Source organism: Pseudomonas sp. FW300-N2F2 (assembly GCF_017351655.1).
Taxonomy (GTDB): Bacteria; Pseudomonadota; Gammaproteobacteria; order Pseudomonadales; family Pseudomonadaceae; genus Aquipseudomonas; species Aquipseudomonas fluorescens_AA.
In genome coordinates, this window is the sequence record NZ_JACNDQ010000002.1 from 1246672 (window position 1) to 1260814 (window position 14143).

Annotated in this window: 9 protein-coding genes; 7 read left to right on the forward strand and 2 right to left on the reverse strand. The window is 63.2% G+C overall.

The features are described from left to right. Positions 1 to 30 precede the first annotated feature (30 nt). From J4E63_RS20300 to tssA, 5 genes are read left to right on the forward strand one after another with little or no spacing between them, the layout of a single operon-like run. Positions 31 to 495 carry a type VI secretion protein gene (locus J4E63_RS20300; protein WP_207283136.1) on the forward strand — a complete coding sequence of 155 codons (465 nt, stop codon included), beginning with the start codon at positions 31 to 33 and terminating at the stop codon, positions 493 to 495. Between the two features lie 52 nt (positions 496 to 547). Next, positions 548 to 1879, forward strand: coding sequence for a type VI secretion system baseplate subunit TssK (gene tssK, locus J4E63_RS20305; protein ID WP_192261431.1), 1332 nt, complete (start codon positions 548 to 550; stop codon positions 1877 to 1879). A gap of 18 nt (positions 1880 to 1897) precedes the next feature. Continuing rightward, positions 1898 to 2662, forward strand: coding sequence for a DotU family type IV/VI secretion system protein (locus J4E63_RS20310; RefSeq protein WP_207283137.1), 765 nt, complete (start codon positions 1898 to 1900; stop codon positions 2660 to 2662). After that, a complete protein-coding gene (locus tag J4E63_RS20315; protein ID WP_207283138.1) occupies positions 2659 to 6483 on the forward strand; it encodes a type VI secretion protein IcmF/TssM N-terminal domain-containing protein in 3825 nt (1274 codons plus the stop codon). The genes J4E63_RS20310 and J4E63_RS20315 overlap by 4 nt, the downstream gene beginning before the upstream one ends. Further along, positions 6480 to 7556, forward strand: coding sequence for a type VI secretion system protein TssA (gene tssA, locus J4E63_RS20320; protein ID WP_207283139.1), 1077 nt, complete (start codon positions 6480 to 6482; stop codon positions 7554 to 7556). The genes J4E63_RS20315 and tssA overlap by 4 nt, the downstream gene beginning before the upstream one ends. On the opposite strand, the gene J4E63_RS20325 is transcribed toward tssA, so the two are convergent. Continuing rightward, positions 7553 to 8506 (reverse strand): 2-hydroxyacid dehydrogenase, encoded by a 954-nt coding sequence (locus tag J4E63_RS20325; RefSeq protein WP_207283140.1) that lies wholly within the window; start codon positions 8504 to 8506, stop codon positions 7553 to 7555. The genes tssA and J4E63_RS20325 overlap by 4 nt on opposite strands. A 458-nt stretch (positions 8507 to 8964) precedes the next feature. Between J4E63_RS20325 and J4E63_RS20330 the strand changes: the two genes are divergently transcribed. Beyond that, positions 8965 to 10245: a serine/threonine transporter gene (locus tag J4E63_RS20330; RefSeq protein WP_060741954.1), complete on the forward strand. Its 1281-nt coding sequence runs from the start codon at positions 8965 to 8967 to the stop codon at positions 10243 to 10245. A gap of 335 nt (positions 10246 to 10580) precedes the next feature. Here J4E63_RS20330 and acnB read toward each other — a convergent pair whose 3' ends face one another. Further along, entirely contained in the window at positions 10581 to 13190 is a 2610-nt protein-coding gene (gene acnB, locus J4E63_RS20335) for a bifunctional aconitate hydratase 2/2-methylisocitrate dehydratase (protein ID WP_192261451.1), read from the reverse strand. A 406-nt stretch (positions 13191 to 13596) separates the two neighbouring features. Between acnB and J4E63_RS20340 the strand changes: the two genes are divergently transcribed. Then, entirely contained in the window at positions 13597 to 14067 is a 471-nt protein-coding gene (locus J4E63_RS20340; RefSeq protein WP_060741956.1) for a DUF1289 domain-containing protein, read from the forward strand. The last annotated feature ends 76 nt before the right edge of the window (positions 14068 to 14143 follow it).

Below are 14143 nucleotides of genomic sequence, written 5' to 3' on the forward strand. Positions count from 1 at the left end.
TTTTGACCGCTGAGAAAAGGAAGATTCATTTTGCGTGGGTTTTTTTATGGATTTTTTTTGAGCCTGGCACTCACCGGTTGCTCGCTTTTTGCCCCCAGTGTCGACCTGGACACCCTGACCCTGGACGTCGCGCCCCGGGCCAATGACGACACGCCGATCGCGGTGGATTTCATCGCGGTGAACGACCCGGACCTGCTCAAGCAACTGTCGGGCATCACCGCCAGCCAATGGTTCGCCGAGCGCGAACAGTTCCAGCGCGACTATCGTCAACTCATGTCGGTGTGGGGGCTGGAGCTGGTCCCGGGGCAATTCATCGACCGCCAACCCTTCCCATTGGAGGGCCGGCGCGCCGCTGGACTTTTGGTCTTCGCCAGCTATAACACTCCCGGAGCCCACCGGCTTCGGCTGGACGATCAGCGCAAGGCCTGGCTGAAGTTCGACAGTCGCGAGATGACCCTCGTCAACGATGGCCAGCGTGATGACCGTCAGCCTTGAGTAAACCGCGGGCCGCCATGGGCGGCGACATTGGGATGTCGAAGGGAGTCGTATGAGTCTGTTACCTGACGCGGTGTGCTGGCATGAGGGCATGCAATTGCTGCCCCAGCATTTTCAATTGCAGGGGCTGCGTGCCGAGGCCTTGGCTGCGCATTTCGCCGGGGCCTGCAACCCTTGGTTCTGGGGCGTCAGCCAGTTGGAGGTCGACCCGTCGGCCCTCAGCGCCGGCCAGGTACGGCTGCTGCAATTGCAAGGGACCTTGCCGGACGGCTTGCCGGTCAACCTGCAGGCTGGCGTCGGGCCGACGCTGGAACTGGACATCACCGAGGCCATCGACAAGACCGCCGACGCCACCGTGACCGTGTACCTGGCCGTCAGCCCACTGTGGCGCGCCGGGCAACTGCTGCCGCTCAAGGGCCGTTTGCAGTCGGTGGTTGGCGAGGCGTTGCCGGACCTCACCAGCGGTGAGTTTCCCGAATCGATCACTGTCTGGCGACCCAACCCGAGGTTGTGCACGCAACTGAGCAAGGCCGATTCGATCTGCCTGCCGTTGCTGCGCATCCGCAAGGAGGGCGGTGGCTTCTGGCGCGTGCCCTACACGCCACCAACGCCGGTCCTGTTGCCGGAATCGGTCCTCGGCCGGCGGGTCGCCGGGGTGTGTGCCCGGGCCCGGGAAAAGTGCATGTTCCTCGCCGGTCGCTTGCGTCAGGCCCAGGCGGCCGGCAACCAGGACGATGCCATGGAGATTCGCCGGCAATTGACCGCCTTGTGGGCGCGCTTGCCGGAAGTCGAAGGGGCGCTGAACACCCGCGTGGCGACGCCCCAGGCACTCTACGGTTTGCTGCTGGGGCTGGCCGGGAGCTGGTCGGCCCTCGATCCGCTGGCGGGCGTCCCGGCCTTCGCACCGTTGGATTTTCTCGAGTTGCAGCATGGCTACGAGCCGTTGCTGGATTGGCTGGAAACCACCCTGGAACTGGTCCGTGCCGGCTATCGCAGCCTGGCCTTCGAGCGCAACGAGCAGGTCTTCTCGATCCAGTTGCCGGACGACCAGCCGGATCAACGCCTGGTGATCGGCCTGCGCATGCCCAACGGTGCCAGCGAGCAGGCCGCGGCCGACTGGTTGCGCGGGGCGATCATCGCGTCGGCGCGCCACGTTCCGCTGCTGAGCCGGCAACGCATGAGCGGTTTGCCCCACCAGGCCATGAGCCGCAACGAACAGGTGGCCTACAGCGTCGGCGACGACACCCGTTTGTTCGTGGTGGCCGCCAGCGGGCAATGGTTCGACGGGCAATTGCCGCTGCACATCGTGGCACCGGCATCGGCCCAGGCCAGCAGCCCGTGGCAGGTGGTGTTGTTCGTGGCGCAAGCCAGTGAAAGTGCCTGATCGCAAAAGGGGAATCGTATGCCTGATGGAAGTGGCGGAGCGGTTCGGAGTCTGCATGAGGCGCCGCTGAGCAGCGCTTTTCGCCAGGCCTGGCTGAAGTGGTCCCAGGAGTGGCAAGACTTGCCCAAGGACAGCGACCCCGCGGTTTTGGTCAACCGGGTGGTGGAGTTTTCCGGGCGCAGTGCCCAACGCCTGTGGCGGGTGGCCTTCGCCACCGTCGGCGATGCGGCCACCGAGCAGGTCAAGGCGCTGGTCTATGCCTTCGTCGCGCTGGTGGACGAAACCCTGTTGTTCAGCCCTTGGCCCGGCCAACTGGCCTGGCAGCAGCACCCCCTCGAATCACGCATGTATGCCAGTCGCCAGGCCGGCGAGCGCTTGCCGGCGGCGATCAAGAAATTGCTGGACGAGCAGATGCCTGGTACCCGGGACCTGGCGAACGTCTACCTGCAGTGCCTGATCCTGGGGTTCCAGGGGCGATTGCGGGGCGAGCCCGGCCAGGTCCAGCAGGCCAAGTGGCGTGCGGCGCTGTTCACCTTCGCCTGGCAACACGACCCCGATTACCTCGACGTCAGCCAGCGCCTGGCGTTGGCTGCGACCGCGCCGCCAGTGCGCATGCCGGTGCAGCAGTCGTTGCCGGACGGCTTGCGCCTGGGGCTGGCGATCCTGGCGATGGTGTTGTTGCTGACCGGCTTGGGGCAGGTGTTTTGGCGTGACATCCGTTTGGAGCTCGAGCCGGTGTTGCAACTGAACGAGTCGGCGGTGGTTCAGGAGCAGGATTCATGAGCACCCTGAGCATCGTTGCCCTGGTGTTGATCGCCATCGTCGTGGTGCTGTTGATCGCCGCCCTGATCTGGTGGCTGCGGACCCAGGGCGGGGCGGCGATCCGCAGTTTCTATGGGGCGGTGCGCCACATGGAACAGGAGCAGGGCACCCGGGATCGCTATCAGATGCCCTGGTTGATGATGCTCGGCAATGAAACCGACGGTGCCCAACTGTGCGCCCAGTGGCGCTTGCAACCGACCGACAAGGCGGCCTGGTTCGGGCGCTGGTTTTCCGATGTCGAAGGCGCGGTGCTGGTGGTGCCCCAGGCGTTGTTCCTGCCCGACGAAGGCATGAACCGGCAACGGGGCAACTGGTGGCGCCTGCTCGGGCTGATGTTGCGCTTGCGCAGCAAACGGCCATTGGATGCGGTGATCTGGACCGTGCCGTTCAGCACCCTCGATGACATCGAGCACACCACCGAGCTGAGCCTCAAGGTCCGGCGCTGCTTCATCGATCTTTTGCAACGCTTCGGCCTCAGCCTGCCGGTGTATGTGGTGATGACCGGGATGGAAGAGCTGCCCGGGTTCCAGGAACTGGTCAGCGCGCTGCCCGCCGAGGCGCGGGAGTCGATGCTGGGCTGGTCGTCGCCGTATTTGCCGGATGCGGCGTGGCAGTCGCAGTGGAGTGATCAGGCCCTGGACCAGGTCAACGCCGCGCTGTCGCAGTCGATCATCGAGATCGGTGCGCTGTCGGGACAATTGGGCACCGATCTCTATGGCTTGCCGGAGCGTTTCGAAGGCTTGCGGCGGGCCTTGCAGATCCTGCTGGAGCCGGTGTTCCAGGGCAACGCCCAAGGCGAAGCGCCGCGCTTTCGTGGGGTGTATTTCACCGCCAGTCAGGCGCCGGCCGTCAGCGGCGACGGGTTGACCGCCGCCGACAGCGCCCAGCGGCAAACTGTGTTCGCCCGGCAATTGTGGTCGCGGCGGCTGGTGGCCGAGCGTGGCCTGGCCCAGCCAGTGCCACGGCTGTTGCGCTTGCGCCAGCGTGGGCATCGGTTGGCCGCGGCGGTGGCGTTGGTGGTGGGCCTGGTCTGGCTGGGGGGCATGGTCTGGGTCTGGCACGATTCGGTGGAGCAAGCCGAGGGGCTGTCGCGGTTGATCCTCAGCGCCCATAAGAACCACCTCGTAGTCGACCCCGACGAACCGCAACTGGAGCCGACCCGGCACAACGTGCAGAACTACTGGAACGTGTTGGAAAAAGCCCCGAGCTGGCGCTTCGTTTCGGTGGTCTTTCCCACCTCGTGGTTCTCTTCCGTGGACACGCAACTGGAGAATGGGTTACGCCTGACCGCCCGGCATCATTGGATCTTGCCATTGCGGGATCTGTTGAACGCAGACCTGGAGCAACTCAAGTCCATCCGCAACACCGAGCGCCGGGGCAACGTCGAGAGTGAAGACCCGGCGCAATGGCAGAGCTACGTGAAGGCCAAGGCACTGGTGGACCTGGCGGTACGCCTGGAGCAGCACAACCAGATGTTCAGCCAGGTGGTGAACGACCCCAAGGCGCCGCTGGACGAACTGGTGCAACTGAGCAATACCGCGTTGTCCCTGGGACTCAACACCGGCACCTTGAGCCGCGCACATTTCTACAACCGGGTGCTGTTCGATGCCCAGAACAGTGATTTGAAAGGGTTGGACCTGAACGCCGCGCGCCCGGTGATCTCCGATAACTTCACCGGGCTGATGCAGCGCTGGCTGGACCATTACTTCCTGGCGGACAACTTCGTGCGCCAGGCCGGTTACCTCAAGCTGCACCTGCAACGGCTGGAGGCCGGCAGTGGCAATTCCTTGAGCGAGCTCGAAGACCTGATGGCGCTGATCGACGATTTGCAGACGCTGGTCAGCCTGACCAATTCGGCCTGGGGCCGAGGCAAGGGCCAGGACCTGGTACCCGGCTACAGCCAGATGCTGGACAAGGTCAGTCACAGCGCTTTGCTGGGGCCGGATATCGAGCAGGACCTGGAGAGCCAGGCGGCAAAGTTGCAGCAGAGTTTTCGTGACCAGTGGATCGTCCAGACCGGCTCCCGGGACAATCTGCTGGTGCAACAGGGCAGCGGCCTGCTGGTTTTGCAGGACCATGTCACCGCGCTGGACGGTGCGGTGCAGGCACTGTTCAAGCGCGATTTCGTGGCGTTGGCCATGCAGAAGGATCCGTCGGACAGCAACCCCGATGCGATGGGCCAGGGCGATGGCAGTGATGATTTCAGTGTCGCCCTGAACTACTTCGCCAGTTACAAGAGCTATGCCAGCGAAGAACTGCCGCGCATTCCGCCGGATTACCGTGACGCGCTGATGCAGGCCGCCGAAGGCGCTGCCGCACGGGCCATGTGGTTGAGCCTGGATGAAAGCGACGCGTCGTTGCCCGGCATGGGTTTCAATGTACAAACGACCCAGGCCGTGGCGCTGCAAAAAGCCTTCATGGATGTGCACCGCGGCGACCTGGCGATCCGTTTCCAGCGTCTGCTCAATCGCCGGGCATTGGCGCAGATCAAGAGTGGCCTGGACGAAATCGATGCCCAGCCGCTGTTCAGCCAGCGGGCCGATGTCCAGCGCTGGGACGGTTCGAAGAACTTCGGCTTGCAGCTGTACGGTGCCAGCGATCCACAAGACTTGAAGCTGAGCCTGAGCCAGCAGTTCGGCGTGATGCTGCAGGTCGCCGAACAGCGAATGCCCGCCCTGGAATGGCTGATCGTCCAGCAGGACAACCTGTCGGCCCTGGAGCACGACCAGGTGGCGCGCTTCATGGCCCTCAACGATGAATTGCTCAAGTACAAGAACCAGAATCCGGCCAGCTCGGCGGCCCAATTGGAGCAATTGGTGAGCCGGGACTTCATCACCATGGACACCACGTCCTGTGCGCAGATCTTGCAGACCTCCAGCCTGCCCAGCGGGCGCGGTGACCTGGCCCAGCGTACGGTCGCGTTGCAGCAGGGCGCCCTGCAACGGTGCCTGTACCTGCAACAGAACCAGGCGGCGAGCGCCTGGAATGACGTGGCCAACTATTTCAATCAATACCTGGCCGGGCGTTTTCCGTTCGCCCAGGATGTGCGCGCCAGCGATGCCGACCCGGCGCGGGTCCAGCACCTGCTGGAGCTGATCGACACACGCCTGCCCCTGGCCCAGGCCGGACTGGTGTTGAGCCAGACGCCGGAGCGCCTGGCGGCCGAGGATTTTCTCAACCGTTTGAAACAGGCCGGCACCTGGCTCGGGCCGCTGTTCGTGCGCGACAAGAGTGGCATTCTGGGGGTGGAGATGGACGTGCGCTGGCGGACCGATCGTGATGAAGAGCGCGGCGCTGACCAGGTGATCGCCTGGAGCCTGGACGCCGGCAACCAACAGATCAGCTACCCCGGCGGCGGCCAGCAGAACCTGCGGTGGATGGTCGGCCAGCCCGTGCGCCTGACCTTGCGCTGGGCCCGCAACGGCTACCAGCGTCCGGCCAACGATCCATTGCAACCGAACCTGGTGGTGCGCGACCTGGAGGCTGGCTGGGAGTACCAGGGGCCGTGGTCATTGCTGCGCCTGATGCGCGCGCTGGGATCGGCCCAGCGTCAGCCGAATGTCGACTACACCGATTTTCCCCTGGCCCTGCAACTGCCGGTCACTGCCCAGACCCAGGCCCGCACGGCGGAGCAGACACTGATGTTCGTGCGCCTGTCGTTGATGAGCCAGGGTTCCAAGCTGCCGTTGTCGATCCCGCCGCTGCCGACGCGGGCACCCCGTTCACCTTTCATGGCGACCTCATCGAGCCCCGCCATCGCCACCCGTGAGGAGGGCCTGTGAGCGTGCCGATATCGCCTTTGCCCGAGTTGGTCACTCAGTTGCTCGAGCCGATCAGTGCCGAGTCACCCTGTGGTCTCGACCTGCGCTACGAGCCGGAATACGACCAACTGCGCGAATTGCGCCGGGAGGACGACACCAGCTTGCCCACCGGTGTGTGGCAGTCTTCGATCAAGCGCGCCCTGTGGCCGGACCTGGAACGGCTCGCGACCACGCTGCTGCTTGAGCGCAGCAAGGACTTGATGATCAGTGCCTGGCTGGGAGAGGCCTGGTTGCATCGGGCCGGGCTGGAGGGGTTGCCGGGCAGCCTGGCGCTGGTGGCGGGGTTGTGTGAACGCTATCCGGAGCAGTTGCATCCCCAGGCCGATGAAGGCGACCAGTCGTGGCGAGTGATCCCCTTGGAGTGGCTGGCCCGGCGCTACAGCGAAGTGTTGCTGACGCGGGTGCCATTGCTCGATGGCCGGGACCCGGCGTTTGCCAGTTTCTGCCTGGACGACTGGCAACGCTTGCAACGTCAGCAAGTGTTGGTCAACGACAGCAAGAACGCCAAGGCGTCGGCGGAAGCGGCGCGCAACGAGCAAAAGAAACTCAGCGAACTGATTCGCAGCACCCCCTTGTCATTCTGGTTGCATCGCCAGGGCAGCCTGATGCTGAGCCTGCAGCACCTGCAACGGCTCGAAGCCTGGAGCGACGCTTACCTGGGCAACCTGGCCCCGGGCTACAAATCCCTGCACGACGTGATTCAGGCGTTGCTGACACTGGTAGAGGAGTTCATCGCGATGCACCCACAACAACCCACCGTCGTGCCGGTGCAAACGTCCCCGGCGACGACGTCGACGCCCCAGCCCCAGGCGGCTGCCCAGGTCTTCCAGGAACCGGCCAATCGTGAGGAGGCCTACCGACAGCTACTGGTGATCGCCGGTTACCTGGCCCGTACCGAGCCCCACAGCCCAGTGCCCTACCTGATCCGGCGTGGTGTGGAGTGGGGCAACAAGCCGCTGAGCGAACTACTGGGCGAACTGATCAGTGCCGATGCCGAATCCCGGCGGTTATGGACCTTGCTGGGGGTGCTTTAACGCTGCGTGTCGGGTAGCGGCACCGGCGTCAACACCGGTTTGCCGGCAAAGAACGCGTTCAGGTTCTGGCCGACCAACTCCACCGTGCCACGCGTCGCTTCCGGCGACAGGCCGGCCACATGGGGCGTCAGTACCACGTTGGGCAGGTTTTTCAGCGCGTCCGGTACTTCGGGTTCGTGATCGAACACGTCCAGGGCCGCGCCGGCGATCCGCCGCTGTTCCAGGGCGCTGATCAGGTCGGCGGTGGCGACCACACTGGCTCGGGCGATGTTCACCAGGAAGCCATGGGGGCCCAGGGCGTCGAGGGCCTGTTTGTTGATCAACTGCCGGGTATCCAGGCCGCCGGGCGTGGCGACGATCAGGAAGTCCGAGACCCGGGCCAGTTCCGTGGGCGTGGCGCAGAAGGTGTAGGGCACGTCGTTGCGCAGCCGGCGATTGTGGTAGCTGACGCTCATGTCGAAGCCGAGGGCGGCGCGCTTTGCAATGGCCATGCCCACCGCGCCCAGGCCCAGCACACCCAGGCGCTTGCCGGCCAGGGAAGGGCGCATGACCTTGGCCCACTCGCCACGGCGCACACTCGCATCGGCCCGGGGGATGTCGCGCACCAGCGCCAGCAGCAGTGCCATGGCATGGTCGGCCACCGACGACGCGTTGACCCCGGCGCCGTTGGTTACCACGATGCCCCGCTGGCGCGCGGCCTGCAGGTCCACCTGCTCGTAACCGGCACCGATCACGCAGATGATTTGCAGATTGGGCAGGGCGCCGATTTCTTCCGCCGTCAAACCCAGGGGGCCGCGGGTCAGTACCGCACTGAAGCGTTCACCGTGTTCGAAAATCGCTGTCTTGCGTTCGGCCGGCGTGGGCGCCAATTCCAGGTGGTAACCCTGCCGTTCGAGAATCGGCAGGTATTCATTGACGGTTTCAACCAGTACCAGAACGGTTGCGGTCATGCTGGGCTCCTGTGGGCGCTGGATCGATTGTGGCTATTCAACCTGATTGTAGGAGCCGGGGGCAGGGGGGCTTGGCTTTTTATGTGCATTTCGGTTGCCGTGGTGCCTTTGTGTGGGCGCCTGACAGACGGCCTGTCTCGCTGCTCGTACTCCGATCCAATGGTGGGAGCGAGCTTTGTGGGAGCAAGGCTTGCCCGCGATAGCAGCGCCTCGGTAGCAACTTGCACCCCGAGTCGCCTGCATCGCGAGCAAGCTCGCTCCCACAGGGGATGCAGGGAAATACAGGGACAATTCCACTGCGGCGATCTGATCCGCATAACCGCTCCTCAGCTAAGTCTTTGCTTCTGCTCGTGAATCCCGGACAATCGCGCCCCTGTTTCGGCCAGGGCGCTGCCTGTCGGGGTTTTCCGACTCGTCCCGGCCGAGTGCATGTGACCGGAAAGCGGAGATCCGACCGGATGAATGATCAGGCCAATAGCGTCGAAGAGCGCTTTGAAACGACAGTCCCAGCCACCCTCAGCCAATGGAGTCGCCAGGACACCACCTGGATGCTGGGTCTGTTTGGCACCGCCATCGGTGCCGGCACTCTGTTCTTACCCATCAATGCGGGCCTGGGTGGCTTTTGGCCGCTGTTGATCCTGGCGTTGCTGGCGTTCCCCATGACGTTCTATGCCCATCGGGGCCTGACCCGTTTCGTGTTGTCCGGTCGCGATGGCGCGGACATCACCGAGGTGGTGGAAGAGCATTTCGGCCTCAAGGCCGGTGCGCTGATCACGCTTTTGTACTTCTTTGCCATTTTCCCGATCCTGCTGATCTACAGCGTGGCGCTGACCAACACGGTGGGCAGCTTCCTGGAACATCAGTTGCACATCCAGCCGCCCCCTCGGGCCGTGCTGTCCCTGGTGCTGATCCTCGGCCTGCTGGCGGTGGTCCGTTGCGGCGAGCAGGCGATCGTCAAGGCCATGAGCCTGATGGTCTACCCGTTCATCGTGGCGCTGCTGTTTCTGGCGGTGTTCCTGATTCCCCACTGGAGCGGCGGTATCCTGAGCACGGCGTCGACGCCGCCGGAACCTTCGGCGTTGTTGCATACCTTGTGGCTGGCGATCCCGGTGATGGTGTTCTCGTTCAACCACTCGCCGATCATCTCGGCGTTTGCGGTGGATCAGAAGCGTCGCTACGGCGCCAACGCCGAGGAGCGCAGTTCGCAGATCCTGTCGCGCGCCCATGTGCTGATGGTGGTGATGGTGCTGTTCTTCGTGTTCAGTTGCGTGCTGACCCTGACCCCGGCGCAATTGGCCGAGGCCAAGGCGCAGAACCTGTCGATCCTGTCGTACCTGGCTAACCATTTCAGCAATCCGACCATCGCCTTTGCCGCGCCGTTGATCGCGTTTGTCGCCATTTCCAAATCGTTCCTGGGGCACTACATCGGCGCCAGCGAAGGCCTCAAGGGCCTGATCGTCAAGAGCGGCCGCCGTCCGGCACCCAAGACCCTGGACCGCCTCACCGCAGCGTTCATGCTGGTGGTGTGCTGGATCGTCGCCACCCTCAACCCGAGCATCCTGGGCATGATCGAAACCCTGGGCGGCCCGGTCATCGCAGCCATCCTGTTCCTGATGCCGATGTACGCCATCCGCAAAGTCCCGGCCATGGCCCGCTATCGCGGCCAGGCCTCCAACGTCTTCGTTGTGTTGGTGGGGTTGGTGGCGATTACGGCGTTGGTCTACTCCCTGATGGCCTGACTGGACCACAATGGTTGTGGTGGCGTGCACAAGTCTGTAAGTCGACACCATTACCCGTGGCGAGGGAGCTTGCTCCCGCTGGGGTGCGAAGCGCCCCTGAGTCCTGACGACTCGGTGTGTCAGGCAAATGGTTGGGTCTGCTGCGCAGCCCAGCGGGAGCAAGCTCCCTCGCCACAAGGACCAGGCTGGATACAGCATCGCAGTACACCACCGAATCCCCTGTGGGAGCGAGCTTGCTCGCGATAGCGGTGGTTCGGCTGGCATCGAAATGACAGGCATAAAAAAACGCCGCCCCTCGCAAGAAGGGCGGCGTTTTCAGTCGGGCGTTTTAAGCTTTACGCTTGAACGACCGGGATGTTGGCGTTTGCAGCCGCTTCACGGAACTCGGCGATCTGGTCGAAGCTCAGGTAGCGGTATACGTCCGCTGCCATGCTATCGATCTTGCCGGCGTATTCCATGTACTCCTCGACGGTCGGCAGGCGACCCAGGATCGAAGCCACGGACGCCAGTTCGGCCGAAGCCAGGTAGACGTTCGCGCCGTCACCCAGACGGTTCGGGAAGTTACGGGTCGAGGTCGACACCACGGTGGAGTTCGGCTCGACGCGCGCCTGGTTACCCATGCACAGCGAGCAGCCTGGCATTTCCATCCGTGCGCCGGCCTTGCCGTAGATGCCGTAGTAGCCTTCTTCGGTGAGCTGGTGAGCGTCCATCTTGGTCGGCGGCGACAGCCACAGACGGGTTGGCAGCTGACCCTTGACCTGCTCCAGCAGTTTACCGGCGGCGCGGAAGTGACCGATGTTGGTCATGCACGAACCGATGAACACTTCGTCGATCTTCTCGCCAGCAACGCTGGACAGCAGACGGGCATCGTCCGGATCGTTCGGCGCGCAGAGCACAGGCTCGTTGATGTCGGCCAGATCGATTTCGATGACTTCGGCGTATTCGGCGTCGGCATCGGCTTCCATCAGTTGCGGGTTGGCTACCCAGGCTTCCATCGCTTGGGCGCGACGTTCCAGGGTACGTGCATCACCGTAGCCTTCGCCGATCATCCAGCGCAGCAGGGTGATGTTCGATTGCAGGTACTCGGTGATCGACTCTTTCGACAGCTTGATGGTGCAACCGGCAGCCGAACGTTCGGCCGAGGCGTCGGACAACTCGAAAGCCTGTTCCAGGGTCAAGCCTTCCAGGCCTTCGATTTCCAGGATGCGGCCGGAGAAGGCGTTTTTCTTGCCTTTCTTCTCGACGGTCAGCAGACCGTTCTGGATGGCGAAGTACGGAATGGCATGAACCAGGTCACGCAGGGTGATGCCAGGTTTCATTTTGCCTTTGAAGCGCACCAGGATCGATTCCGGCATGTCCAGCGGCATGACACCGGTGGCAGCGGCGAACGCGACCAGGCCGGAACCGGCCGGGAACGAGATGCCCATCGGGAAACGGGTGTGCGAGTCACCACCGGTACCCACGGTGTCTGGCAGCAGCATGCGGTTCAGCCACGAGTGGATGATGCCGTCGCCCGGACGCAGGGAAACGCCGCCGCGGGTCATGATGAAGTCAGGCAGGGTGTGGTGGGTAGTCACGTCGATCGGCTTCGGATAGGCCGCGGTGTGGCAGAAGGACTGCATTACCAGGTCAGCCGAGAAGCCCAGGCACGCCAGGTCTTTCAGTTCGTCACGGGTCATCGGACCGGTGGTGTCCTGGGAACCCACGGTGGTCATCTTCGGTTCGCAGTAGGTACCCGGGCGCACGCCTTGGCCTTCCGCCAGACCGCAAGCCTTGCCGACCATCTTCTGCGCCAGGGTGAAACCCTTGGTGCTTTCAGCGGGGGCTTCAGGCTTCTTGAACAGGTCGAACGCTGGCAGGCCCAGTTCGGCGCGTGCCTTCTCGGTCAGGCCACGGCCGATGATCAGCGGGATACGACCGCCGGCACGGACTTCGTCCAACAGGACCGGGGTCTTCATTTCGAAGGTGGTCAGGACTTCATCGGTACCGTGCTTGCAGACTTTGCCAGCATGCGGGTACAGGTCGATCACGTCGCCCATGTGCATGTTGGACACATCGAATTCGATCGGCAGGGCGCCGGCGTCTTCCATGGTGTTGTAGAAAATCGGTGCGATCTTGCTGCCGAAGCAGAAACCGCCGGCGCGCTTGTTCGGAACGAAAGGAACGTCGTCGCCGAAGAACCACAGCACCGAGTTGGTCGCCGATTTGCGCGACGAACCGGTACCGACCACGTCACCGACGTAGGCGATCGGGAAGCCTTGGCCACGCATCTCTTCGATCTGCTTCATCGGGCCGGTCTTGCCTTGTTCATCAGGCACGATGCCGTCACGGGCCATTTTCAGCATGGCCAGGGCGTGCAGCGGGATGTCCGGGCGGGACCAGGCGTCAGGGGCAGGGGACAGGTCGTCGGTGTTGGTTTCGCCGGTGACCTTGAACACCCGCAGGCTGATCTTGTCGGCCAGCACAGGGCGGTTCTTGAACCACTCGCCGTCGGCCCAGGATTGCAGCACGGCCTTGGCGTGAACGTTACCGTTCTTGGCTTTTTCAGCCACGTCGTGGAAGGCATCGAACATCAGCAGGGTGTGCTTGAGTTCCTTGGCGGCTACCGGCGCCAGTTCGGCGTCGTCCAGCAGTTCCACCAGGGTCACGATGTTATAGCCACCCTGCATGGTGCCGAGCAGTTCAACGGCACGCTTCTTGTCCAGCAGGGGGGATTGGGCCTCGCCCTTGGCCAGGGCGGAGAGGAAACCGGCCTTGACGTAGGCGGCTTCGTCGACTCCAGGCGGAACGCGGTTGGTGATCAGGTCAACGAGAAAGGTTTCTTCGCCAGCCGGAGGATTTTTCAGCAGCTCGATCAGGCCTGCGGTTTGTTCGGCGTTAAGCGGCTGGGGAACGATACCCAGGGCTGCGCGCTCTTCGATATGTTTGCGGTAGGCTTCAAGCACAGTTATTACCCTCATCAGTGGTCCCAAATGGGTGTCCGGGACGCTCATCCAGAAACCCACGGTACTCATGCGCGTCGGCGGCTTTTTGAGCCACCACGCCAGAGTTTCCGGAGTTCCTCACAGAAGCTGCTTTCAAAGTTTTACGCCTGCAGAACGGGAGCTGATGAGGGTTGGCGTTGGGCTTTCCCCGCTGGAAAGACCCTTCGCCAACACCGCTCTGAAGGAACGACTGTGCTCGTGACGCTTTGAAAACAGCTTCTAACGGACATTGGCGCCTTAAAAGGCTGGCTGATTCTACGGGAAAAAAAAATTAAAGGTAAGTTGGGCGCTCAAGTTTGAGGGGTGATCAATCTTAGACAAAGGGCTAACATGCCAGCCTGTCCTGCTTTTGCGTGTGCTTTTCCTTATGCCCAACCAGCTCATCAAGACCCCCTGTGTCGGCCTCTGCTCCACTGTCTACGGTGACCTGGTGTGCCGTGGCTGCAAGCGGTTCCACCATGAAGTGATTCACTGGAACGGCTACAACGAGGACGAAAAACGCGCGGTGTGGATGCGGCTCGAACAACTGTTGGTGCAGGTGATGGTGGCCAAGTTGGAGGTTTTCGACCCCGGGTTGCTGCGCCAGCAACTGGAATCGCGCAAGATCCGTTTTGTGCCGCACCAGTCGGAATATTGCTGGGCCTACCAGTTGATCGCCCGGGGCGCGCGGGTGATCAACAACCTGGAAGCCTATGGCATGGTGCTGATGCCGGAGTTTCGCGATTGGGACCTGCCGGACCTGCGCGATGCCATTGATCGGGAGTTTTTCCTTCTGTCCGAAGCCCATTACCAGCGGTACATCGCGCCCGGGTTCCTGAAGGATGCGATCGGCGGCTGACCCCTGGCCATTTGTGCAGAGGCGCTTCTGTGCCCGGGAGCTTTTGTGGCGAGGGAGCTTGCTCCCGCTCGGCTGC